This window comes from Burkholderia sp. NFPP32, from assembly GCF_900119325.1.
Taxonomy (GTDB): domain Bacteria; phylum Pseudomonadota; class Gammaproteobacteria; order Burkholderiales; family Burkholderiaceae; genus Burkholderia; species Burkholderia pyrrocinia_C.
This window is the reverse complement of sequence record NZ_FPJP01000031.1, coordinates 1-24,148: the sequence shown is the minus strand read 5'-3', so window position 1 is coordinate 24,148 and position 24,148 is coordinate 1. Positions and strand designations below refer to the sequence as shown.

At 64.0% G+C, this 24,148-nt stretch carries 22 protein-coding genes and 2 pseudogenes; 7 read left to right on the top strand and 17 right to left on the bottom strand.

From position 1 onward, the window contains the following. Positions 1-27: 27 nt before the first annotated feature. A complete protein-coding gene (locus BT264_RS33510) occupies positions 28-990 on the bottom strand; it encodes a LysR substrate-binding domain-containing protein (protein ID WP_072444499.1) in 963 nt (320 codons plus the stop codon). A 147-nt stretch (positions 991-1,137) separates the two neighbouring features. On the opposite strand from BT264_RS33510, the gene BT264_RS33505 reads away from it, so the two are divergent. Continuing rightward, entirely contained in the window at positions 1,138-1,563 is a 426-nt protein-coding gene (locus BT264_RS33505) for a PACE efflux transporter (RefSeq protein ID WP_072444533.1), read from the top strand. A 69-nt stretch (positions 1,564-1,632) separates the two neighbouring features. On the opposite strand, the gene BT264_RS38750 is transcribed toward BT264_RS33505, so the two are convergent. The 8 genes and pseudogenes from BT264_RS38750 to BT264_RS33470 all read right to left on the bottom strand — a co-directional run. Next, complete coding sequence (locus tag BT264_RS38750) at positions 1,633-2,064, bottom strand: OmpA family protein (RefSeq protein WP_175962153.1); 432 nt, start codon at positions 2,062-2,064, stop codon at positions 1,633-1,635. After that, positions 2,045-2,563 (bottom strand): M35 family metalloendopeptidase, encoded by a 519-nt coding sequence (locus BT264_RS33500; RefSeq protein WP_244137361.1) that lies wholly within the window; start codon positions 2,561-2,563, stop codon positions 2,045-2,047. The genes BT264_RS38750 and BT264_RS33500 overlap by 20 nt, the downstream gene beginning before the upstream one ends. Before the next feature lie 130 nt (positions 2,564-2,693). After that, the gene (locus BT264_RS33495) at positions 2,694-3,254 is read right to left on the bottom strand and encodes a PAAR domain-containing protein (RefSeq protein ID WP_072444502.1); all 561 of its coding nucleotides are present in this window, start codon (positions 3,252-3,254) and stop codon (positions 2,694-2,696) included. Continuing rightward, a complete protein-coding gene (locus tag BT264_RS33490) occupies positions 3,251-3,613 on the bottom strand; it encodes a hypothetical protein (protein ID WP_072444504.1) in 363 nt (120 codons plus the stop codon). Before BT264_RS33490 ends, BT264_RS33495 begins: the two co-directional genes overlap by 4 nt. A gap of 337 nt (positions 3,614-3,950) precedes the next feature. After that, positions 3,951-4,898: a choline ABC transporter substrate-binding protein gene (locus BT264_RS33485; RefSeq protein ID WP_034180834.1), complete on the bottom strand. Its 948-nt coding sequence runs from the start codon at positions 4,896-4,898 to the stop codon at positions 3,951-3,953. Between the two features lie 98 nt (positions 4,899-4,996). After that, positions 4,997-5,995, bottom strand: coding sequence for a GlxA family transcriptional regulator (locus tag BT264_RS33480; protein WP_034180835.1), 999 nt, complete (start codon positions 5,993-5,995; stop codon positions 4,997-4,999). A gap of 109 nt (positions 5,996-6,104) precedes the next feature. Beyond that, positions 6,105-7,001: a choline ABC transporter permease subunit gene (gene choW / locus BT264_RS33475; protein WP_072444506.1), complete on the bottom strand. Its 897-nt coding sequence runs from the start codon at positions 6,999-7,001 to the stop codon at positions 6,105-6,107. Further along, positions 6,994-8,451 (bottom strand): annotated as a pseudogene (locus BT264_RS33470) (glycine betaine/L-proline ABC transporter ATP-binding protein); the annotation flags it as partial. The gene choW and the pseudogene BT264_RS33470, both read right to left, overlap by 8 nt. Positions 8,452-8,820: 369 nt before the next feature. Between BT264_RS33470 and BT264_RS33460 the strand changes: the two are divergent. Next, the gene (locus BT264_RS33460; protein ID WP_072444508.1) at positions 8,821-11,769 is read left to right on the top strand and encodes a DUF2339 domain-containing protein; all 2,949 of its coding nucleotides are present in this window, start codon (positions 8,821-8,823) and stop codon (positions 11,767-11,769) included. Beyond that, the gene (locus BT264_RS33455) at positions 11,766-13,124 is read left to right on the top strand and encodes a DUF3999 domain-containing protein (protein ID WP_072444510.1); all 1,359 of its coding nucleotides are present in this window, start codon (positions 11,766-11,768) and stop codon (positions 13,122-13,124) included. Before BT264_RS33460 ends, BT264_RS33455 begins: the two co-directional genes overlap by 4 nt. 339 nt (positions 13,125-13,463) lie before the next feature. On the opposite strand, the gene BT264_RS33450 is transcribed toward BT264_RS33455, so the two are convergent. Next, on the bottom strand, positions 13,464-14,252 hold the full coding sequence (locus BT264_RS33450) for a GNAT family N-acetyltransferase (protein ID WP_072444512.1): 789 nt from the start codon (positions 14,250-14,252) through the stop codon (positions 13,464-13,466). Between the two features lie 281 nt (positions 14,253-14,533). On the opposite strand from BT264_RS33450, the gene BT264_RS33445 reads away from it, so the two are divergent. From BT264_RS33445 to BT264_RS33435, 3 genes are all read left to right on the top strand, one after another. After that, positions 14,534-14,839, top strand: coding sequence for an NIPSNAP family protein (locus tag BT264_RS33445; RefSeq protein WP_072444514.1), 306 nt, complete (start codon positions 14,534-14,536; stop codon positions 14,837-14,839). A 310-nt stretch (positions 14,840-15,149) separates the two neighbouring features. Next, the gene (locus tag BT264_RS33440) at positions 15,150-15,800 is read left to right on the top strand and encodes an NADPH-dependent FMN reductase (protein ID WP_072444516.1); all 651 of its coding nucleotides are present in this window, start codon (positions 15,150-15,152) and stop codon (positions 15,798-15,800) included. 263 nt (positions 15,801-16,063) lie between these two features. Next, positions 16,064-16,282: a hypothetical protein gene (locus BT264_RS33435; protein WP_034180843.1), complete on the top strand. Its 219-nt coding sequence runs from the start codon at positions 16,064-16,066 to the stop codon at positions 16,280-16,282. Between the two features lie 463 nt (positions 16,283-16,745). Here BT264_RS33435 and BT264_RS33430 read toward each other — a convergent pair whose 3' ends face one another. The 5 genes and pseudogenes from BT264_RS33430 to BT264_RS33410 all read right to left on the bottom strand — a co-directional run bounded on the left by BT264_RS33430 (position 16,746) and on the right by BT264_RS33410 (position 21,331). Beyond that, the gene (locus BT264_RS33430) at positions 16,746-17,537 is read right to left on the bottom strand and encodes an SDR family NAD(P)-dependent oxidoreductase (RefSeq protein ID WP_072444518.1); all 792 of its coding nucleotides are present in this window, start codon (positions 17,535-17,537) and stop codon (positions 16,746-16,748) included. A gap of 189 nt (positions 17,538-17,726) precedes the next feature. Then, positions 17,727-19,010 carry an acyl-CoA dehydrogenase family protein gene (locus tag BT264_RS33425; protein ID WP_072444520.1) on the bottom strand — a complete coding sequence of 428 codons (1,284 nt, stop codon included), beginning with the start codon at positions 19,008-19,010 and terminating at the stop codon, positions 17,727-17,729. A gap of 29 nt (positions 19,011-19,039) precedes the next feature. Then, complete coding sequence (locus BT264_RS33420) at positions 19,040-19,459, bottom strand: GFA family protein (protein ID WP_072444537.1); 420 nt, start codon at positions 19,457-19,459, stop codon at positions 19,040-19,042. A 120-nt stretch (positions 19,460-19,579) separates the two neighbouring features. Next, the gene (locus tag BT264_RS33415) at positions 19,580-20,557 is read right to left on the bottom strand and encodes a quinone oxidoreductase family protein (RefSeq protein ID WP_072444522.1); all 978 of its coding nucleotides are present in this window, start codon (positions 20,555-20,557) and stop codon (positions 19,580-19,582) included. 23 nt (positions 20,558-20,580) lie between these two features. Further along, positions 20,581-21,331 (bottom strand): annotated as a pseudogene (locus BT264_RS33410) (SDR family oxidoreductase). Positions 21,332-21,819: 488 nt separating this feature from the next. Between BT264_RS33410 and BT264_RS39410 the strand changes: the two are divergent. Next, positions 21,820-21,981, top strand: a complete 162-nt coding sequence (locus BT264_RS39410) for a hypothetical protein (protein ID WP_177318435.1) — start codon at positions 21,820-21,822, stop codon at positions 21,979-21,981. 348 nt (positions 21,982-22,329) lie between these two features. Here BT264_RS39410 and sucD read toward each other — a convergent pair whose 3' ends face one another. Further along, complete coding sequence (gene sucD / locus BT264_RS33405; protein ID WP_072442724.1) at positions 22,330-23,211, bottom strand: succinate--CoA ligase subunit alpha; 882 nt, start codon at positions 23,209-23,211, stop codon at positions 22,330-22,332. A 69-nt stretch (positions 23,212-23,280) separates the two neighbouring features. Next, positions 23,281-24,148, bottom strand: an 868-nt coding sequence (gene sucC / locus BT264_RS33400; protein WP_072442722.1) for an ADP-forming succinate--CoA ligase subunit beta, incomplete at its 5' end; no start/stop codon positions are given.

Here is a 24,148-nt window from a genome sequence, read left to right as displayed (position 1 = left end):
CGGAGCCCGACACTCGCGGGTTCGCGGTCACTCGCCGGATCGCGCGTCGACAGGCTCATCGGCGCGGCGGTCGCCCGGCGCCATCCGCGCCACCGCCGCACGCGTGTGCGCGATTTCCGCTTCGAGCCAGTCGAGGAACCGCCTGACCTGCGGTTCGCGTTCCCGCCCGGGGCGACACAGCGCGACGAAGCGTGCACCGTCGAGCCGCACCGACGGCTCGATCGGCATCAAAGCACCGCGCTCGACGTGCTCGGCGACCAGCACCGAACTCAACAACGCGACGCCCTGACCATGCAACACGGCCTGCAACGCGTACTGCTCGTCGTCGTAATGCCGGAACACCGCGCGTTCGAGCCACGCCTCGCGATTGGCAGCGCGACACCACGACACCCAGTCGATCGACACCGGCAGCGGCGTATCCCACACGGTCTCGATCAAATCGAGACGCTCGTCCGAACGATGCGCATCGAACCCGGCAGCCGCATACGCGCCGAAATACTCGTCGATCAGCGCGATCTCGTGCAGCGCCGGGAACGTGCGCGACGTCGCGCGAATCGCGAGATCGATCCGCGCGTCGCGTTCGAGATCGGCGAGCGCGTTGCCGGTTTCGACCTTGATGTTCAATTGCGGATCGACGCGACGGAACCGGCCGAGGCGCGGAATCAGCCACATCGCGGCAAATGCGGGCGTGGTGGTCAGCACGAGCGTGCGCTCGTCGGCCGCTTCGGGCCGTACCGCATCGAGCCCGCGGCTCAGCGCTAGCAATGCATCGTGACTCGCACGAAACAGCCGCTCGCCCTCCGCCGTGAGCCGCACGCCGCTCGCGCCGCGCTCGAACAGCAGCACGCCGAGCCGGCTTTCGAGCGACTTGATCTGGTGCGACACGGCGGCCGGCGTCACGGACAGTTCGTCCGCCGCGGCCTTGAACGTGCCGAGCCGCGCCGACGACTCGAATACACGCAATGCGGTCAGGGGAATTTTCGAGAACACGGGGCCTCGCGGGCCGGATGCGGCCGGGTTGAATTCGATTCAATCGGGGTGAGATTAGGTGAATTGAAGCAGGTGCGCAACGCGAATAGCCTTGCGGGACGTCGCGGCACGGTGCCGCGGCGGTTGCCGTCGAACCGGAGAAACAACGTGCAAGGCCTACCGCGCAGGATCACGCAGGCGGTGCTCTACGAAACGATCGCCATCTCCTGCATCTCGCCCGCGATCGCGGCGATCTTCAAGCAGGATCTCGTCTATTCGGGCGCGCTGTCGGCGACGATGTCGGCGATCGCGCTGCTGTGGAACATGATCTTCAACGCGCTGTTCGAGCGCTGGGAAGCGTCGCGCCGGCAGCCGGCACGCACGCTCGGGCGGCGGATCCTGCACGCCACGGGATTCGAAGGCGGGCTGATCTTCATGCTCGTACCCGTCGTGTCGTGGTGGCTCGACATCTCGTGGTTCGACGCGTTCGTCGTCGATATCGGGCTGTTCGCGTTCTTCTTCTGCTACGCGTTCGTGTTCCAGTGGGCGTTCGATCGCGTGTTCGACGTGCCGGCGGCGACGAAGGGATCGTGAATCGGACGTCTATCATTGCAAGACGGCGGCGGGAGTATGCCCTGACGCCGCCTCACTTCACGAGGCGCCTTACATATCGGCACAACAATTTCCGGGGCAGCCAGGAAGCAACGTTATCTCAGCCCGCTTCGCATTTTCACTGTCTTGAATACTCATACGCTTATAGACATAACTATGAATAGCATAGCGCTCCTGTTCTAACCCGAAATGCCGTAACAGACGATGAGTGGCCTCGGCACGCCTGGCAGACAATTCTTCAGGATCGGTTTCCGTGGACTCCGCTACGCCGCTCACGGCTACGCCTTCACGAAGCGGAAATCTTGACAACATATCCGATACCCAGCCTCTCAGCTTCTCCGCCTGCTCCGCGCTCACCGATACAGAATTATTCTCAAACATAAGGTCATAATTCTGCCCCGGCAAATTCTCGGATCCATCACAAGCATACGAATTTGTGGACACCCACAGAAAAATCACACCTTTAATCAAGCCATACAACATATGCCGCAATACTGTCCGCATTTTTAATTGCCATCTTCGGATTATCTTGCCCCCACTTCGGGAGAAATCGCGTGATGCCATATTTTGGATCGCCCGCTCCAAACGTATCCTTGAAATGAGTGCACTCGTGGATGATCGTCGACAACTTCGAGGTGGCCGCCCGACTTCGATCACGAATCGTACAGAATTCCTCGTGGATGCTTATCGTATGCGTTGCCGTGTCGGGACCACAGACGTGCGCGACAGTCCCGACACTCTTGTTGGTAGGCAAGCATCCAAGAGATCGATCCAGATCAGGATGAGCCCTCATAAAATTCGCAGGGCCTAGTGATCGCATGACTGCCAGAGTAGCAGTCAGTCCGGTGATAAGGCTGAGACGAATCCCGTCGTCATTCGCGCCGAACCACGTCCAGACTCGCGTACGTTCGTTCTGCGACCACTCTGCCAGTCTTTTGAGTCGCTCCTCCACAAGGTCCGCTCCTTCATCGCGAAGTTGCATCACCAGGCTTCTAAACTCTGCGTCGCTCATGGTCGGGCAGATGGGTGGTCCGTTGAGCGTCAGTAGAACTTTCAGCTTCGAACCCTGCGTAGTGTTCGTCACTGCCGAATCGTGGACGCAAACATATTCGTTACAAGGCATCGTTATTGTTCTCCACCACCTCAAGCCTAAGTTTTTCGGCACGACGTGTCATTACACGCTGAGTGTTCCCTTCGAAATCCGTGACACCGCTGAAGATTCGACCTGATGTTGTTTGTATGCGGTATCGGACATGCGCAAGCGGCTGGCCACTTTTCTCATCGCACAAAACATACTGTTCGTCATGTTCGTCGTTGGTTGCCGAGGTCGAATGAGCATGATTTCGGCCCAGCCTCACCGGGGCTCCGGCCGGCTGATCGCTGACGATCATGCGCATCCCCCGCTCGGCATAAAAGACCGGCGATGGATTGCACCCGCAAACATTGATATCGCCGCTCAGCGCCCACGGCTGACCATTGGGCGCTGTGCCAGGCAAACGTGGACCTTCCGGCGCGACATACCCTTCCTGCTCGCAAGCGGCACAATAGGTCTTCATATAGAGCATCGCGATATGCACTCGCGGCGGCGGATTGGAACAGGTGACATTCGGCAGCCCTTCGATGATCGTCGCGCTGCCACCGCTATCCCCTTGTGCGAGAAAGTAGCGGATCATGCGACCTCGCCTCGACGCACAGCGCCCGGTTGCTTCACCACCCTGAGCCAGCTACCCGACGCCAGCCTTTCTCGCTCCGGGATGCCGGTGATGACATCACCGTTATCGAGTTCGCTGCCGACAGACACGAGCCGTTTGAAATCGCCGTAATCGGCCAGGTTAAAGTCACCGACGATCCAGGCTGCGTCCGCAATAGCAGCCTCACCGCCATCCTCGTAAGCAACGACGTTGCTCGCGCAAGCGACCGCTGGCCCGACAATCGTCGGCCCGCTGCTGGTCCGGGCGTTCCACCCGCCCCGCGCGGTAAACCAGCCGCTGGTGGCAAACAAATGGGTGGGTGATTTTTTCTGGTGCGGCATCCTGACTCCCCTTCGTGAGATTGGTGCGAATGACACACACCAAAATGCGCGATCCGAAAGGGACTTTCAATCATACGAATTCGAAATTCGTATAACTAATTTTTATTATATTTCTTTATCTCAATTTTTTATCGGTCACCCGGGACACCGCCCGAGTCGATCTCAGGCAGTCAGCTATCACGATAATCCAGTATTCGGCCAACTGCGGGAAATGCGCTGACACTCGCCGGACAAGCCTGAAGATCGCCCCCGAACACCGGGTATCTACCCTGTCGTTCGGGGGCGTACGACCACCGTCAAACCTCAAACAAAAGTGGCAAAGACCTGAAAACTCCGCTCAATGCACGCCGAGATAAGCCTTCACCGCCGGCAGCCCCGGCTTCCCGTCGAGCGTCGTCACGCCCGCGAGCCACTTGTCGAGCGCCTGCGGGTTCGCCTTCAACCACGCGGCCGCCGCCTTGTTCGGGTCTTCCTTGTTCATGATCGGCATCATCACGTGGTTCTCGATCGTCGTCGTGAACTGCAGGTTCGACACGAACTTCGCGACGTTCGGGCAGCGCTGCGCGTAGTCGGGCGGCGTTGCCGTCAGCACCTTCGCCTCGCCGTAGTTCGGGCCGAACACGTCGTCGCCGCCGCTCAGGTAGTCGATCTTCATCTGCACGTTCATCGGATGCGGTTCCCAGCCGAGGAACACGATCCACTGCTTGTCGCGGATCGCGCGGTTGACCTCGACCAGCATCCCCGCCTCGCTCGACTCGACCATCTTGAACTTGCCGAGGCCGAACTGGTTGCCGTCGATCATCTTCTTGATCAGCAGGTTGCCGTCATTGCCCGGCTCGATCCCGTAGATCTTGCCGTTCAGCTTGTCCGCGTACTTCTGGATGTCCGCGAACGACTTCAGGCCGCCCTGGTACACGTAGTCGGGCACCGCGAGCGTGTATTTCGCACCGGTCAGGTTCGGCGTCGAGAGCACCTTGATCGTGCCGGCCTTCGTGAACGGCTGGATGATCGGGTCCATCGTCGGCGACCAGTAGCCGAGGAACACGTCGATCTGCTTGCTCTTGATCCCGGCAAACGTGATCGGCACCGATGCGATCGTCTTCGTCGGGCTGTAGCCGAGCCCTTGCAGCATCGTCGATGCGAGGCCCGTGGTCGCCGCGATGTCGGACCAGCCGACGTCCGCGAAGCGCACGTTCTTGCACACGGGCGGATCGGCTGCATAAACGGCCGACATCGGCGCGGTTATCCCGATCCCGCACACCGCTGCGATCAATAGGCGCTTCATCTTTCTTCTCCTCAAAGTGATGTCGTTTGCATGAATGCGGGATCGTTTATTGAAGCCGCGCACCGCGATCCCGGCGGCGTCGCGGATCGTACAAACCGTCAGCGCCCCGGCAACCTGCGCTCGTAGCTCGGCGCATGGCCGAACTGCGCGCGGTACGCCTTGCTGAAATGACACGGCGAATGAAAACCGCAGACCGTCGTCACGCGCGCGATCGACGCGTCGGTCGTGCGCAGCAGGTCGCGTGCGCGTTTCAGGCGCAGCGTCAGGTAATAATGGGTCGGCGACACGTTCAGGTACACCTTGAACATGCGCTGCAGGTGCCGCTGCGACAATCGCACGAGGCGCGCGAGCTCCTCGAGCGACAGCGGCTCCTCGATGTTCGCCTCCATCAGCCGCACGACCTCGATCAGCTCCGCACGCGAGAAGCCGACGCGCGCATCGACGGGAATCGGCTGCGTGTCGGTCGAGCTGCGGATGCGCTCCAGGATGAACTGCTCCGACACCTGCGCGGCAAGCTGCTGGCCGAACCGCATGCCGACGAGGTTCAGCATCAGGTCGAGCGGCGCGGTGCCGCCCGTGCAGGTCAGCCGGTCGCGGTCGACGACGAACAGCTCGTCGGCGAAGCCGACCTGCGGAAACTCGGAATGCAGCGCGGACAGGTTCTCCCAGTGCACGGTGCAGCGATAGCCGTCGAGCAGCCCGCTCGACATCAGCGCATACGCGCCCGTGCAGATGCCGCCGAGCGGCAGCCCGCGTTCGGCGAGCGCCGCGAGCGTATCGCGCGCGCCCTCGTCGACCACGTCGCGAATGCGGATGCCGCCGCACACGATCATCACGTCGGGCAGGTTCGTGTAGTCGAGCGCCTGCGTGGGCCGTACCGCAATGCCGTTGCTGGCATGCGCGGGGAAACCGTCGAGCGAGTAGATCGACCACTTGTAATGATCGGCGCGCCCGACGTAGTTCGCCATCCGAAGCACTTCGACCGCGCTCGAAAACGCGATCATCGAAAAGTTCGGCAGCGTCAGGAAGCCGAAATGGGCGAGGGACGAAACCGGTGAAACGCAGGCGGCGGGCGCGACAGCGGCGGCGGACGTCACATCGGACTCCTGGCGAACAGGTTACAAGCGGCCAGCCCCGCGGCAAACGCCGCGGAAGCGGTTATCGAATCAGGGAAGGCGGCCGGAAGACGGGCCGGCCGCCGGTCAGTCAGGCTTGCGCGGGTGTGGCCTTCGCGCGAAAAAGCTGCTTGAGGCCCGAGAACAGCGGCGATTTCACGGCGCCGGGTGCACGGCCGAAGCTTTCGGTGATGCGGTCGAGAATGATCGCGAGCAGCACGACCGACAGACCGCTTTCGAAACCGAGGCCGATGTCGAGGCGCTGGATACTCGCGAGCACGTCGTTGCCGAGACCGCCCGCGCCGACCATCGACGCGATGATCACCATCGACAGCGCCATCATGATCGTCTGGTTCACGCCCTGCATGATCGACGGCAGCGCATTCGGGAACTGCACCTTGTACAGCAGTTGCCACGGCGTGCAGCCGAATGCCTGGCCGGCTTCGACGATCTCGCGGTTCACGTGGCGGATGCCGAGGCTCGTCAGGCGCACGGCGGGCGGCATCGCGAAGATCACCGTCGACAGGATCCCCGGCACGCGGCCGAGACCGAACAGCATCGCGGCCGGAATCAGGTAGACGAATGCGGGCATCGTCTGCATCAGGTCGAGAATCGGACGCACGATCGCGGCGACCCACTTGCTCTTCGCGGCCCAGATGCCGAGCGGGATACCGAGCACGAGGCTGATGATCGTCGACGACAGCGTGAGGCCTAGCGTGATGACCGTCTGGTCCCAGAAGCCCGTCGCGAAGATCAGCAGCAGCGACGCGGTCGTGAACAGCGCGAAGCGCCAGCCCACCCGCCATAGCCCGACGCCGATGAAGATCGCCATCATCAGCCACATCGGGATCGCTTGCAGGCCGTGTTCGACGAGCGCCGCGAGGCCCTCGATCGCCTGGCCGATCGCGTCGAATGTCTTGGCGTCATGGTCGAGCAGGTAGTGAACGGACTGGTCGACCCAGGTACCGAGCGGAATCATTTCAGACATGGGAACCTCGCGAACGCGTGATGGCTTTCAGGATGAGTGCGCGGTCGACCGAGCCGCAGTAGCAGCCGTCGTCGTCGACGACGGGCAGTGCGTTCGGGCTCGCCACCACGCGGGCGACAACGTGATCGAGCGTCGCGTCGCGGCGAATGCTTTCGATCGGACGGACGGACGGCGACGCATCGCCGATCGCGTCGCGCGTGACGAAGCCGCGGATCTTGCGTTGGGCGTCGAGCACGAACGCGTATTCGTCGTGGCCGTTCAACGCCGCCGCGACGTTCGCGGCATCGCACTTCGACATGGTCGGCACGACACCCGTCTGCATCAGGTCGCCGGCGGTCAGGTAGCGGCTCGTGTCGATGCCGTCGAAGAACGCGCGCACGTAGTCGTCGGCCGGGTTCGCGATGATGTCCTGCGGCGTGCCGACCTGCACGAGCCGGCCGCCTTCCATGATCGCGATGCGGCTGCCGATGCGCAGCGCTTCCTCGAGATCGTGCGACACGAACATGATCGTGCGGCGCTGCTCCTTCTGGAGCTGCAGCAGCACGTCCTGCATTTCCCTGCGCTTGAGCGGATCGAGCGCGGAGAACGCCTCGTCCATGATCATCAGCGACGGGTTCACGGCCAGCGCGCGTGCGAGGCCGACACGCTGCTGCATCCCGCCCGACAGCTCGGACGGCAGCTTGTGCGAGAACGGCGCGAGGCCGACCTGCTCGAGCACTTCCATCGCACGGCGCTCGCGTTCCTTCTTGCCGACGCCCGCGACCTCGAGGCCGAACGCGGCGTTCGACACCACGGTGCGTTGCGGCATCAGCGCGAACGACTGGAACACCATGCTCATGTCCTTGCGGCGCAGCGCGGTGAGCGCCGAGCGGCGTGCCGACGCGACGTCGAGCCCGTCGATCAGCACCTTGCCGGCGCTCGGATCGACAAGCCGGTTCACGAGGCGGATCAGCGTGGATTTGCCGGAGCCGGACAGGCCCATCAGCACGAAAATTTCGCCTTCCTGCACATCGAAGGAGACGTTGTGTACGCCGACGACCTGACCGGTGCGCTTGAGCACTTCGTCCTTCGTCGCGCCGGCGGCGAGCATGTCGAGCGCCTGCTTCGGGTTGTTTCCAAACACCTTGCACAGACCTTCGACTACGACCTTGGGGGCATCCATCGAAACCTTCTCCTCGTGTAGCGGGGACTCACGCGAGTCATAGCGTGCCTACATAGTTGCTAGAAAAAACCCCGGCCTGCCGACGAATTACGACAAACGCTTGCGCAAATACGACACGGCCTCCAGCCCCGCCAGGCGGGCCGCTGCACGCGGCGGCCCCCGATTGCGGCAGCGCAATACGCGCACACCCAACAACGACGGGCATCGCACGCGGGACTTGTGCGCAGCAGCGCGGCGCGAATCGCATGTTTTTTCGCGCCAATCCGCATCGGGCGCGCGTCGTTTTGCGACAATTTCACGTCCGATCAGCCGGCGTCGCGACTGTCGTCAGATCAATGCATCCCGGCAGCCGTCTCGCCGTGCCTGCCGGCCCCCCGCAAAAAGCATGACCGCACAGAAAAAACCGTGCCGAGCGATCGTCGTTAACGACGATCAGGCACGCATCGGGGCCTCTCCGCAACCCAGAAAATCCCGCATGCCCGCTGTGATACATTGCCGGCAAACACGCCGATCGCGCTGTTGCCGCGCGCCTTGCGCACGACGATCCGCCAACGGCGCGCGCATGCCGATTCGCCTGCCGGCCGTGCTGAAACCCGCCTCGATCCGGTGCGAACCGCGAGCGAAGGACGATAACGATACGAGAGAGGGAGTAAGGCGTTGAACTGGGCATTCGCCGTAATCGGCTTCATCATAGGCGGCATCGCCGCATTGATCGGGGATTTCTCGGTCGCGAACGGCTCGCTGCTCGGCGCCGTCGTCGGATTCTGCATCGGTCACGCGCTGCGGCAACACAAACCCAGGAACGACGGCGCCGCGCCCGACGCGTTCGCGATGCCCGCGACGCCGCCGCCCACGCCCGCGCCGCTCGTCGAGCGTGTTGCGCGCCTCGAAGCGACCGTCGAAACGCTCACGCGCGAACTCGATTCGCTGCGCGGCCAGCTCGCCGGCGCGAAGGCCGGTGCGGCCGGTGCCTCGTCCGTTCCGCTCTCACCCGCTGGTTCGGCAACGCCACCGCCTGTGCAACCCGCAATCGCAGCCGCCGCGCGCGCGGGCACGCCGGCATCCACATCGGTGCAGGTGCCGGCCGCGGCACCGACAACCGCAGCGCCCGCCCCCGTTCCTGCCGCCACCCACGCAACGGCGAACGCCCCCGCAACACCCGTCCGCCCCACCCCGCCCGCACCGCGCGAACCCGGCATCGCCGAACGTGCGTTCAGCGCCGCGCGCGACTGGCTGCTCGGCGGCAATACCGTCGTGCGCGTCGGGATCGTCGTGCTGTTCTTCGGCGTCGCGTTCCTGCTCAAGTACGCGGCCGACAACAACATGCTGCCGATCGAATTCCGCCTCGCGGGCACCGCGCTCGCCGCGGCCGCGCTGCTCGCGATCGGCTGGCGCGTGCGCGGGCGCCGCGCCGCGTACGGCCTCGTGCTGCAAGGCGGCGGCATCGGCATCCTGTACCTGACGATCTTCGCCGCGACCAAGCTTTATGCGCTGCTGCCCGTCGGCGCCGCGTTTCCGCTGATGGTCGCGGTCTGCGCGCTGAGCGCGTTCCTCGCGGTCAGGCAGAACGCGCTGCCGCTCGCGTTCATGGGCAGCGCGGGCGGCTTTCTCGCGCCGGTGCTGCTGTCGACCGGCCAGGGCAACCATGTCGCGCTGTTCAGCTACTACGCGCTGCTGAACGCGGGCATCTTCGCGATCGCGTGGTTCAAGGCATGGCGCCCGCTGAACCTGCTCGGCTTCGTGTTCACGTTCACGATCGGTTCGGCGTGGGGCGTGACGGCCTACCGCCCCGCGCTGTTCGCGAGCACCGAGCCGTTCCTGATCCTGTTCTTCCTGATGTATGTCGGCATCGCGCTGCTGTATGCGGTGAAACGCGAACTCGCGCTGCGGCACTACGTGGACGGCACGCTCGTGTTCGGCACGCCGATCGTCGCGACCGCGCTGCAGGCGTCGCTCGTGAAGGGCATGCCGTTCGGGCTCGCGTGGAGCGCCGTCGCGCTGTCGGCGTTCTACGTCGCGGTCGCCGCATGGCTCGCGCGGCGCCGCGGCCGCCTCGCGCTGCTGTTCGAGGCGATGCTCGCGCTCGCGGCGATCTTCGCGACGCTGGCCGTGCCGCTCGCGTTCTCGGGCCCGACGACGAGCGCCGCCTGGGCGATCGAAGGCGCGGCCGTCGTGTGGCTCGCGGTGCGCCAGAAGCGCCTGCTGCCGTTCGGCTTCGGCCTGCTGATGCAGGTCGCCGCTGCCGGCGCATTCTTCACGAGCCTGCTCGGGCCGGCCGACGCAACCGCGCTGCCGGTGCTCAACGGCCCGTATATCGCGATGCTGCTGATCGCGCTCGCCGGCCTGTTCACCGGCTGGTGGCTGCACGGGCGCGGCGAAGCGCGCGCATGGCACGCGTGGATGCCCGAGATCGGCGCCGCTGCCGCGGCATGGGGGCTGCTGTGGTGGGTGAGCGGCGGGCTGCACGAGATCCTCGTCTACGCGAGCCGTCACGTCGACCTGCATGCCGACCGCTTCGTCGTCGACGCAACCGCGCTGTTCGCGGCCGGCACCGCGTGGCTCGCGCACGTCGCGCGCCGCCGGCTGGCATGGCCGCTCGCCGAATGGCCCGCGCTCGCGCTGACGCCGGTGCTGGCGCTGCTCGCGTTGCGTGCGTTCGATGCGTACGAAGCGCCGCTGTCGGGCCTCGGCGCGTTCGCGTGGCCCGTCGCCGTCGGCGCGGGTCTTGCGCTGCTGTGGCGCCAGTCGCGCGGACCGGCAAGCGCCGATGCCGCGCAGGGTGCGGCACCCGGCATCGGCCAAGCCAACGTCGCAGGCGTGATCGCGCCGCTGCATACGCTGATGTTCTGGACCCTGTGCGGGCTGCTGTCGCTCGAAGGCTTCTGGCGCCTGCGCGCATTCGTGCCCGAAGGCGCGTGGAGCTGGAGCGCGTGGGCCTACGGTTTCGGTGCGCTGCTCCTGCTCGTATCGGGCCCCGGCTCGCGCCTGCGCTGGCCCGTCGCCGCGTTCCCGCGCGCTTACCAGGTGTGGGGCGCGGCGCCGCTCGCCGCGCTGCTGTGGCTGTGGAGCATTGCCAGCGCGACAAGCGACGGCGACGCATCGCCGCTCTTCTGGCTGCCGCTGCTCAATCCGCTCGACATCGCGCAGTTCCTGGTCTTCGTCGCGTTCGCCGCGTGGCTGCACCGCCTGAAGACGCTCGGCATCACGTGGCATTCGCGCGCGATCGACTATGTTGCGATCGCAACCGTATTCCTGTGGTTCAACGCGCTGATGCTGCGCACGCTGCATCACTGGGCCGGCGTGCCGTACGAGTTCGGTGCGATGGCCGAATCGACGCTCGTGCAGGCGTCGGTGTCCGTGTACTGGACGGTCTGCGCGCTCGCGACAACGATCTGGGCCACGCGCCGCGGGCTGCGCCCGCTGTGGTTCGTCGGCGCCGCGCTGCTCGCGCTCACGGTCGTCAAGCTGTTCCTGTTCGACCTGTCGCACGTGACCGGCATCGAGCGCATCGTGTCGTTCATCGGCATCGGCGTGCTGCTGCTGTTGATCGGCTATTTCTCGCCGCTGCCGCCGAAGGCCGCGGCCCAACGGGACGACCCGCAATGAAACGACTCGCGGCCCTGCTCGGACTGAGCCTGCTCGCGTCGTTCGCGGCCGCCGACGGCACACCGGGTGGTGGCCGCGTCGCGCAGCGCTTCTCGCTCGACCTCGACGGCAGCGCCGCGTATTACCAGCTCACCGTGCCGCAGCCCGTGTATGCGGCCAGCCGGCGCGACGATCTCGGCGACGTGCGCATCTTCAACGGCGCGGGCGAGCCGGTTCCGTATTCGCTCGACGCACCCGCGTCGGCCGCGCCCGCCGTGCCGCCGTCGCGCACGCCGGTGCACTGGTTCCCGCTGCCGCCGGTGCGCGCCGATAACGGCAACGCGCCGCTCGGCGTGACGGTCGGCCCGGACGGCTCGCTGCGCGCGGCCGTCGCCACGCCGTCGCCGGCAAGGCGCGGCGCGGATCTCGTCGACCTGTCGCGTGCGAACGGCGCCGTCGACGCGCTGCTCGTGCACGTGGGCGACGACAGCTACCAAGGGCGTGTCGCCGTCGATGCCAGCGACGACCTGCGCAACTGGCGCTCGCTCGGCAGCACGCAGTTGCTGAAGGTCGGCCGCGGCGACGACATGCTCGTGCAGGAACGCATCGCACTCGAAGGTGCGGCGCCGCGCTATCTGCGGCTGGACTGGCTCGACGGTGCGCCCGCGATCGCGTCGATCGACGTCGAAACCCATCCGCGCGACGCGCGCGGGACGGATACCGCATCCGTGCCGCGCCAATGGCGCGACGCCGCGCGCGTGCGGGCCGGCAGCGCACCCGGCGAGTATCTGTTCGACACCGACGGCGCGTATCCGGTCGACCGCGTGCGCATCGACCTGCCGCAGCCGAACACCGTCGCGCGCGCAACGCTGCAAAGCCGCGCCGACGCGCAGGCGCCGTGGCGCGACGTCGCGGGCGGCGTGCTGTTCCGGCTGCAGGGCAAGGCCGGCGAGCAGCGCAATCCGCCGCTCGAGTTCGCGGCGAACACGGATCGTGCGTGGCGGATCGTCGTCGACATGCGCAACGGCGGATTCGGCGCCGGCCAGCCGGCCGTCGCGATCGGCTGGCATCCGGCCGCGCTGACCTTCGTCGCACGCGGCACGCCACCGTTTACGCTCGGCGTCGGCGATGCGGCGCTCGTGTCCTCGGCCGTCAGCCGCGATGCGCTGCTGGTCGGCATGGCGCCCGAAGTCCGGCCCGCGCGCGTCGGCGCGGCGCTGCCGATATCGGCGGTCGCGCCGGCGGCGGCTGCCGATACGGACGCGACGCGCCGCTACGTGCTGTGGGGCGCGCTGGTCGTCGCGGTCGGCGTGCTCGGCACGATTGCCTGGCGTCTCGCGAAAGGCGGCGGCGAGTCGCGCAACCGCGACGAGTGACGCGACGCGCCTGCCGCGTGTCTTTATGCAGCGTTTCGGCACTCCTGTTTCTTTCGACGGCCGCAACGCATCACTGCGACGAACCGTCGTGACGGCGTTCGGCTTCGCTCTTCGCTGGCCGACACCATCGCGCGCACGATCGCGCAGCATCCGTTTCCACTTGAACCATCTTATGAAGGTTCGCGTGAAGATCGCGGCAAAGCATAAAAAGCGCGTAAACATCGGTTTCGCCGCGACGCGGCGGGGGGGTCTCATGGGCCGTATACGAGCGGAAGCGCCACACTCCGCTCACGCGACGTTTACGCGGCAAAACCGGGGAAAAGAGCCCGTGCGCGGCGCTCAGCCGAACGTGTAGCGCCCATGCTGGCGCGGCCGCCAAGGTGACGAACGGCAGCTCGCGGCGCCGGCCGCGCGTCGCGCCGCCCATCCCGCGCCACGGCGTACGCGCAGGTCGCGCCGTGCCGCTGCCACGACGCGCGCCGGCAACGCATGCGCCAGACGCCGCACGGCCGCCACGCGCGCGGCCAGCCGCGACGCCGGCGGCACGCGGTGCACGACGGACACGACGGGCCGCTTGCAGAGGATCGTGCTGTCGTAGCGCTTGCCGGCGAAGCGCATCACGTCGACGACCTCGAAACCCTGCGCGCCGTAGAACGCCAGCAGATGCGACGCGGGATGCGGCGTATCCAGCGCGAGCAGCGTATAGCCGCGCAACGCGGCCCACTGCTCGGCGAACGACAGCAGCAATGCGCCGATCCCGCGGCTCTGGCAATCGGGATCCACGGCCACCTGGCGCACGCTCGCGACGCCTTCGTGCCGGTACAGCGAGCAGGCCGAAGACGGATCGGTCCCATACAGCGTGGCCGTGCCGATGACGCGCCCGCCGCATACGGCGACGTAGCACTCGCCCGCTTCCGCACGGCGGCGCGTGACGCCCTCGTCCTGATCGACGCACGTGCAGTTGAGCCCCATCGCGCCGAGCCGCGCGAACGCGCGATGCAGCATCGGCGTGAGTTGCGCATAGCTGTCGACTGCCGGATCGAAACGCCGTACGACCACCCGGTCGGCGCACACGGAAGGCGGCGCGGCAGGGAGACGTTCGGCAATCGCGTTCCAGGGTATCGACATCGCAGTGCTCCGTGGTTGGGATGCCCGAAGTCTATGAGCGCGCCGACCGCCCTCGCAAGAAAAAATGTCGTAAAAGTTCGGGGAAATACTTGCAGGAAAAACGGCAACGAAGATGCGTGCCACCGCTCTGCCGGCGTCGTTGCGAACGCATGAAAATACGCCGATCGTTGTGCGTGCAAGCAACGAATCCCGCGACGGCGTCGACGCCCCGCACGCGCTCCGTTGACACCTGCGGCGACGCGATCCAGACTCGCTGTTCCGTCACCGCACCGCGAGCGCACATGGTCACCTGCTTCCTCCGCTACGTCATCGATCCGTACAAGCTCGACCAGTTCGAAGCCTACGGCAAGATGTGGATTCCGCTCGTCGAAAAGTTCGGCGGCACGCATCACGGCTATTTCCTGCCGTCCGAAGGTGCGAGCAACATCGCGCTCGCGATGTTCTCGTTCCCGAGCCTCGCCGAGTACGAGCGCTACCGCGAACGCTCGAAGGACGATCCGGCATGCCAGGCCGCGTTCCGCTACGCGGAGGAAACGCGCTGCATCGTCAGCTACGAACGCAGCTTCTTCCGGCCGGTATTCGAATAACCGGCAACGGCCGCAGGCATCGCGCCCCTTTTCCTGACCGGGACGAAAAAAAGCCCCGCCTGCATCCGCGCGGCGGGGCCAACCCATGTCAGTAGAGACATCATGGAGGAGACGGGCCCATCTTATCGACCGCGGCGCACCGTCCCAACCAAGCATTTCTGCTATCGATCTGCGCGGCCGCGCACACGATTGTCCCCGCCGCGCGACATATCGATAGAACGAAAAGTCGTTTTCAGAGTGGCGATGAGGTCGTTACCATCTGGTTTTAAGCCTGTGCTTAGCCGGGCAAGCCATCCCCGAGGAGCGCCCCTTGACTGCATTCGATCAACACCGCCGCCCGTTCGTCGTCGGCATCGGTGGTACCACCCGAGCAGCGTCGTCGACCGAACGCGCGCTGTCGTTCGCGCTGCGCGGCGCGCAGGCCGCCGGCGCGCGCACGCGCCTGTTCGACGGCCCGTTCCTGCATACGCTGCCGCACTACGCCCCCGAACACAAAACGCTGACCGACGCGCAGCGCGAACTGATCGACGCCGTGCGCCAGGCCGACGCGATCATCATCGCGACGCCCGGCTATCACGGCGGCGTCTCCGGCCTCGTGAAGAACGCACTCGACACGCTCGAGGAACTGCGCGCGGACGATCGCCCCTATCTCGACGGCCGCGCGGTCGGCCTGATCGTCACCGCGTACGGCTGGCAGGCAGCCGGCACCGTGCTGACGTCTCTGCGTTCGATCGTCCATGCGCTGCGCGGCTGGCCGACGCCGTTCGGCGCGACCGTGAACACGCTCGAAACGCGTTTCGAAAGCGCCGACAGCTGCTCGGATCCGAAGGTCGTCGCGCAGCTCGAGACGGTCGGCGCGCAAGCCGCCGAGTTCGCGCTCGCATTCGCGTCGCATCGCGCGACCACACACGCGGCATCGGTCGACGCGCTCGCCCCCGTGCTGAAGGTCGCCAACCAGTAATCCCCTTCACTCCGCCGCCCGCGCCCGGCCGACAAGGTCCGCCGTGCGCGGGCGGCGCGTCTTCGGACGCGCGGCGATGTGCTGCGCGCGCCGGCACCGCGCCACGCACGAACCACAGCGACGCTTCGCGTCGAATCCCCTTTCCCGGCATGCCCTCTCGATATCGATTCGGCCCGCCGCGTGATTTGCATTGGCCGAAAGATTGGTTCACGCGGCCGGCGGGTTTTCGTACGCTGAAAGTCCGAACTTTCTCCGCGCACGCCATGAACCGTACGATCCGCTACAAGGGCTACGAAGTCGCTCCCGCCGCCGCCCGGTTGCCGAACGGGCTGTTCGCAGCCAACCTGACGATCGAGCGGGCGGGCGGCGGGCCGTCGCCGCGCTCCGTTTCGTTCGACGCGATCGATTTCTTCTTCGAAGAAGAACACGCGCTCGCCTATGCGTCCCGCTGGGGCCGCCTCTGGGTCGACACGCACGCGTGACGCACGCCTGGCCGGCTATCGTTTGTCAATAAAGTTGAGCGGCATACATGAATAAAATCAATGGCTTGCAAATCATTCTGCCATGATTGCTCGCTTCATTTTGCCATACAAGTTGAGCAAAAGCCGCTGAATTGACAAGAAGTACGAGCACTCGCTAATAGGCTTGGTTCTTGCCAAGATGGGGCGGTCTATCGATCGATTTTCGTCAAGATAGGCCGAGCACTATAGCGGAAGTGACCTCCCACGCCACCTCCGCTCACAACTCTAGTCGGCGGGACTAGCATTGACGGGAGCCATCATCAAATGCGTCAGGGCTTCCGCCACTTGTCCGGCTTCCCGGCACTCGCAATACGCACTTGCGAGTGATGTACTCGAAGGGGTACCTATGCGCGTCGCATTGAACTAGCAAGGCAAGCTCTTCCGTAGCGGCCGAACCACCATGCACGGCCATCTGCGCTGCCCTTTACTGAGCGCTGGCTCCGCCATCCAGAACCAACTCGGCCCCATTCATCCAGTGGCTTGAAGCCACGAAACAAACTGCATCCGCGACATCCTTTGGCTTTCCGAATCCCATAGGATGAGTGCTTGCCAGGAGGGATTCCGCTACGTGCTCGTCCGGAGCCAATCCCGAGTCCACAAGGCTTTTGACAACGGATTTTCCCATCCCCCCTTCGACGACAGCCGGGTGAATCGAATTAACTCGAATACCATAACCAAGGTGCGCACATTCAATGGCCGCGGCTTTGGTCAAGAGGCGAACGCCGCCCTTAGCGGCACAATACGCACTCAAACCAAACGTACCGACGATACCGGCCAGTGACGAGATATTTATGATGCTGCCGCCGTGCCCGCTACTACCGCCTGGTTTCATCACTCGAATCGCCCACTTTGTGCCGAGGAACGTTCCTTCCAGATTCACCTTCTGAACGCGCTGGAATTGCTCAACGGTGAGATTCTCGAGAAGCGAAAAAGCTTCTATACCGGCGTTGTTCACTACGAGGTCCAGACGACCGTGCGTCTCAACGGCGAATTGGACAACTCGCTGCCAGTCAGGCTCGCTCACTACATCATGTTTGACGAATTGCGCCCCTTGAATAGCTCGTGCAGTCGTTCGGCCCAAGTCCTCGAGGACATCCGACACGATTACCCTTGCGCCTTGGCGCGCCAGAGTAGTCACGATTTCCGCACCAAGACCTTGTGCGGAACCAGTTACCAACGCCACCTTGCCATTTAAATCAAGAATCGGCTGATCCATCACACTCACTCCAACAGTTCGGGTAGTTTGCCCCGACGCACCTGTCCGCCACGCCCGTCGCCTACCTGGCCTTCGGGCGGCTTTCGCGTCGCTGGCGGGGCCGGAAAGCGCGCAGGAAGAAATAGGCGCGTTCGTTTTCATCCCCGCGAATCGGGGAATTCGCGAAGTTGTACGCGGCATTTCGACGGATCAGGGATTGCTCCAACCCTCCGCATAGAGCTGCTGACAAAGAAGCCCAAGGCGCATGGTCACCGAGTAGCTCTCGCCATCCCCGATAAGGGAGGGACGGGTGTCGCGGAACAGCTTCTCGATGGGATATTCGCGTGTCGTGCCCACCGCGCCGAAAAGCTGAAGCGCCTCGTGGACCACTTTCATCGCCTCTTCGGTTACCGTCACCTTGTTCGCTGCGGTGACATAGGGGTGGACCCGCTCCGAAAGGCGTGCAAACGCGAGTGAGCGCCGAGCCGTCGCGCGAGCCAGTTCAATCCGGCGCAGCATGTCGCCGAGACGATAACGGGTCAGCTGATGATCGATCAGCAGCCTTCCGCCCTGCTTACGTTCATGGCAGTACTGCAGCGCCAACTCGAACGCCGCGCGGGCGACGCCCACGAATATCGGCGACGTGTGTGCTCCAGCGTAAGACCACACGGAAGCAAAATTGCCGTAGTACTCGTCTTTCAACGCGACGGCGAAACGTTTCGGAACACGAACGTTGTCAAAATAGATTTCCCCTTGAGGAAGCGCGCGCAGGCCGATTTTTTCAAGCGGCTTGCCGCGCGAGACCCCGGGGAGGTCGAGAGGGATGATCACCCCGACACCGTACGGTAGGCCGTTCTTGTCAAGCCGTCCATCGCCATAGTCCGCGCCCATATAGGCGATCGCCACTTGCGCAACGGCGCCGTTGGATACCCAGGCCGAGCTTTGTCCGTTGATCACGATCTCGTCGTCGCCCACCTTCGCCCACAGGTTGCCTTGATTACCCGGCGTGCCTTGCGGCCAATCGCGTTCGATGTCGAACACCTGGAAGTCACTGCCCCGGTCGGGCTGCGTTCCAATCCAGCATCCGATGCGGCCGGCACACAGCTCGACCAGTTCCTGCTTGCCGGCCGTAACAGCCAGTTGCATAGGGAAGTTGGCGATCCCCAGCGACAGGGCAAGCCCGCTGTCGCCCCATCCGAGCTCCTCGGCGATCATCGATTCCATGCGCAACGCCGTCTCGGCGGGCAGCGAAGCGAACAGCGCGGGATCTACGCCGAGCTTCGCGAACTCTGTAAAGACCGAGTAAAAAGGCGATCCTGGGGCAATGGCCTGCTCCGCGGTCATCTTGTCCAGCGCCGTGCCCGTTGGGCGGAGGACTTTCTTGGCAAACCGATGAAGCGTTTCCTGAACGGCGCGCTCCTCCTCGGACAGCGGCGTTTCGAAACCGGTCAGGCAAACGTCCGGCAAGTTCAGTTCAGTTTTCAGTCGCAGCACGTTCGTCTCCTTTGGATTTAAGCAACGCGTTATGAGTTGGGCAGACCTTTGGCAAATTTCGTCAGCGCCGGATCCATGAAGTCCCACGGCTGAGCACTGGTGGTGTAGAAGTCCATCGAGGGCGAGTACTGGCTAGGATCATCGAGACTGCCGCAGAAAATCAGCACAATCTCGGGCTTCTCCGCGATCTTTCCAAGGATGGGCGATCCGCAGTCGGGGCAAAAGCCTCGCTCCACGTCGTGACCGAGATCACTCTTCACCCTGTGATATCGAGGCTCGCCCGATACGATCCGAAACGCGGGAGCCGGCACGATCCGCACCGAGGCGTAAGCACTGCCGGTTGCACGTTGACAGTCACGGCAATGGCAGTTCAATGAGAAAATCGGCTCGGCCGAGCACTCGTAGCGAATCGCCTTGCAGGCGCACCCTCCACTGTATGAAATACTCATGTACACCTCCTCTTCGGTTGTTGAGCGGAGGGCGCTTTACGAACCTCCGACGCAGTATGTTCAGCGTAATGCGCGTATGCGTTTGCTCGACTTAGCTCAAGTTTGCTGCCCCATCTGGCATCACGGTTTCAAGATCAGCTTGCCCGTCGATTGGCGAGACTCAAGTAGCGCATGTGCGCGAGCCGCCTCGGCAAGAGGGAAGCACCCGCCGATCGGCACCGTGATCTGCCCGGACTCGACCCATCCCATTAGGCGCGAGAACTGCCGTTTCATTCGCTCGGCGTCAGCGAGGTGCACCCCCAGATAGAAGCCGCAGACACCGAGGTTGCCCCCAAGCATGTGGGCAGCATCCACTAGCATCGGCTCGTTGGAAGCCGCGCCGTACGCGACGATGCGCCCCGAAGGCCTGAGAAGGGCGAGCTCGCGAGCGAGTGCCTCGCCGCCTTGGACATGGAGGATGAGATCGAAGCCTTCGTTATTCGTGAGGGCACGCGCCGCCTCTTCCCAGCCCGACTCCGTATAGTTGACCGTGCCGGTCGCGCCTAGCTCACGGGCGAGCTCGCCCTTGTCCGGCGAACTCACCGCGCCGATGACATGACGGGCACCGAGCAGTCGCGCAATTTGCACCGCCAAGCCGCCTACGCCTCCGGCCGCACCTTCGACAAGCACGTTACGGCCCGTCACGGGACCGCCGACGTCGTCAAGCACCAGCAGCGCGGTCATGCCTTGCACGAAAATGGCCGCCGCAATGGATGAGTCGGCATCTTCCGGAATCGGAATCGCACTACGCGCTTCGACAATGACGTATTCGGCATAGCCGCCGTGATCGAGCAGGCCGATAAGCCTCGAACCCGGCTGCCAGCCGGTCACTCCATCGCCAACCGACACGACGGTTCCACATATCTCGCTTCCCAGTACGATCGGAAGGGGTGTTGGGGCGGGATAAAATGCACCCCGGCGACGGACTGTATCGGCAAAATTAACGCCGGCGGCGTCCACCTTGACCAGTAGTTCTCCAACACGAGGATGAGGCGCCTCGAGGTCGACTAACGTGAGTACCTCCGGTCCACCGGTACGTGCGATTTGCATTGCCTTCATTATCTGTATCTCCTATCGTCAAACTAGAGCACGGCAGTCGCGCCGCCATCTACTGCAAGGATTTGCCCCGTGATGTGCTTGCCGGCATCCGATGCGAACAATGCGACCGCCCCCTTCAGATCTTCGCTGTCGCCGATACGGCGCAACGACACTTCCGCGGCGACGCTATCGGCGCCCAACTTGTTGAGCAACCCGCGCGTCATGTTCGAAGGGAGAAAGCCCGGGGCGATCGCATTGACGGTAATCCCGCGCCGTTCCCACTCGCCCGCCAGCGCCCGAGTGAAATTCACGACGCCCCTCCTTGCTCGCGTTGTAGGCAATCGTGCTCATGGCGTCGGGCGAATTACCTCTGAGCCCAGCGATCGATGCGATGTCGACAATTCGGCCATACCCGCGCGGGATCATCGATCACTTGCCGATTTGCTGGGTAAGCAGAAAGAGGCCTCGGATGCTGAGGTCCATCACCTTGTCCGATGCGTCGAAGGGATGATCTTCCGCCGGCGCACTCCACACTGCACCCGCATTGCTTACGAGGATATCGACGTGTCCCAATCTAGCGAGCGTCTCGTTGGCCAAGCGATGAATATCTATCTTGACCGCACCGTCCGCTGCGATGAAATCCGCTTCGATGCCCAGCGAATTCAAATGCGCCTGCGCCTCTTGCAATTCGCCGATTTCTCGAGCCGAGAGCACAACGCGCGCACCCAGTTCGCCGAGCGACTCGGCGAACTTCAAACTGAGGCCGCGCGAGCCGCCAGTAGATCGTGGGAATATGTTTCTTGTGAGCGATGAAAAGCCACGACCGCCCGAAGATGCGGTCCAGTTCCTGCTCGTAGATACCTTGGTAGGAGTAGACCAGGGGATCGATCGCCCCCGCCTCTTCGTCGAACAGCGCAGAAGCAGGATAGCCTTGCATGGTGGTATCAGGCACTTGCGTCTCCTAGATAGTTGCCCATGGCGAAGCATCGGCTCTTATAGCGGTATGCGGCCGTTGGTGTAAGCATCGCGCGCATTTCCGTTACTAGAACAATAGGCGTTCGCAGACTGTCCACCTTTGCTCACAGCGCGGAAAAGCTTTGCTTGTCGGGCAGCGACATCCTCGGATCACGTGGCGATGCTTCGCGGGGCAGCATCGATGGATGGCGCTCGCATTGTCCGCGGCGCCGCGCGCCTCGAGTCATCGAGACGGCCAGCCGAACCGGCCGAACGGTCGCACCGGGACAACGGTGTCTGCAAGCTCGGCATGCACGGACGCATGCGGCTTGTCGCGAATCATCGATTCAATCCGGGCTGCTTGCGTGCGCCACCGGACGATCGTCGGGCAGGCCGGAATCGGCAAGCTGAACCGGCTCATCAAGCTCGAGGGCAGCCGGTTGAAGATCTCTCCCGACACGCGGGAATGGACCGACGAAGTCCACCGCTAGCAGGCATCAGCGCATTCAGTTAGCGACGATTGCTCGCCCCCTCGGCAGCAGCAGAATTCACCGCACCCCAACCGGGTTGTACGAGGCAATCGCCGTTCGGCTGGGTCAAGTTTCAGGAAATTGAAGGTGCGACGACGCGACCCCAGTGAAATGCGAGCACACCAAGGCGTTGAGCGATGAGGTCAAAGATGTGCGCCGCGCCACGAGCTTCTCAAGCTAGCGATCGCACTATTTAGCTTGGCAGCGCTCGACCGCCGTATCAAACCCTGACGTCAAGTGTCAGCTTTTTTTCGCAGTCTCACGCCGGCAAAGCCGGCGTTTTCTGCAGGACGAACCCAATGGAAATGATTACAGCGCCTTCTTCAGCAGACGGCCCATTTCCGACGGGTTGCGTGTGACGGTGATGCCGCACGCTTCCATGATTTCCAGCTTCGCTTCGGCCGTATCCGCACCGCCCGAGATCAGCGCGCCGGCGTGGCCCATGCGCTTGCCCGGAGGCGCCGTGACACCCGCGATGAAGCCGACGACCGGCTTCTTCATGTTGTCCTTGATCCACTCGGCCGCATTGGCTTCGTCCGGACCGCCGATTTCGCCGATCATCACGACCGCGTCCGTATCCGGATCGTCGTTGAACATCTTCATCACGTCGATGTGCTTCAGACCGTTGATCGGGTCGCCGCCGATGCCGACTGCCGACGACTGGCCGAGGCCGAGTGCCGTCAGCTGAGCAACGGCTTCATACGTCAGCGTGCCCGAACGCGACACGACGCCGATGCGGCCCTTGCGGTGGATGTGACCCGGCATGATGCCGATCTTCAGTTCGTCCGGCGTGATCGTGCCCGGGCAGTTCGGCCCGAGCAGCAGCGTCTTGCGGCCTTCGCGGCGCATGCGGTCCTTCACTTCGATCATGTCGCGCACGGGAATGCCTTCCGTGATGCAGATCGCGAGATCGAGGTCGGCTTCGACCGCTTCCCAGATCGCAGCCGCTGCGCCTGCCGGCGGAACGTAGATGACCGACACGGTCGCGCCGGTTTCTTCCTTCGCTTCCTTGACGCTTGCGTAGATCGGAATGCCTTCGAAATCTTCGCCGGCCTTCTTCGGGTTCACGCCCGCGACGAATGCTTCGCGGCCGTTTGCGTATTCACGGCAGGCGCGCGTATGGAACTGACCGGTTTTGCCGGTGATGCCCTGCGTGATGACCTTCGTGTCCTTGTTGATCAGAATCGACATGTATTTTGACCTCTGTTCGATTGGCGTCGCGTATGAACCGCGCCGCCATGCGTGTTCATTAGCGCGCGCTTACTTGCCTGCGGCTGCCGCGACGACCTTCTGCGCAGCTTCTTCCATGCTGTCCGCCGAGATGATCGGCAGGCCCGAATCGGCCAGCATCTTCTTGCCGAGGTCCTCGTTCGTGCCCTTCATGCGCACGACGAGCGGCACGTTCAGGTTCACGGCCTTCGAACCGGCGATCACGCCTTCCGCGATCACGTCGCAGCGCATGATGCCGCCGAAGATGTTCACGAGGATCGCCTTCAGGTCCGGGTTCTTCAGCATCAGCTTGAACGCTTCCGTGACCTTCTCGGTCGTGGCACCGCCGCCGACGTCCAGGAAGTTCGCCGGCTCGCCGCCGAACAGCTTGATGGTGTCCATCGTCGCCATTGCCAGGCCTGCGCCGTTCACGAGACAGCCGATGTTGCCGTCGAGCGAGATGTACGCGAGGTCGAACTTCGACGCTTCGATTTCAGCCGGATCTTCTTCGTCCAGGTCGCGGTACGCGACGATTTCCGGGTGGCGGAACAGCGCGTTCGAGTCGAAGTTGAACTTCGCGTCGAGTGCGATGACCTTGCCGTCGCCGGAGACGTTCAGCGGGTTGATTTCAGCCAGCGATGCGTCGGTTTCCCAGAATGCCTTGTACAGGCCTTGCAGGATGGCGCGCGCTTGCGGAATCGAAGCGGCCGGCACGCCGATCTTCGCGGCGAGGTCGTCGGCCTGGGCGTCGAGCAGGCCCGTCGACGGCTCGACGATGACCTTGTGGATCAGTTCCGGGTGCTTTTCGGCGACTTCTTCGATGTCCATCCCGCCTTCGCTCGAACCCATCAGGACGATCTTTTGCGAGATGCGATCGACGACGAGGCTGACATACAGTTCCTGCTTGATGTCGGCGCCT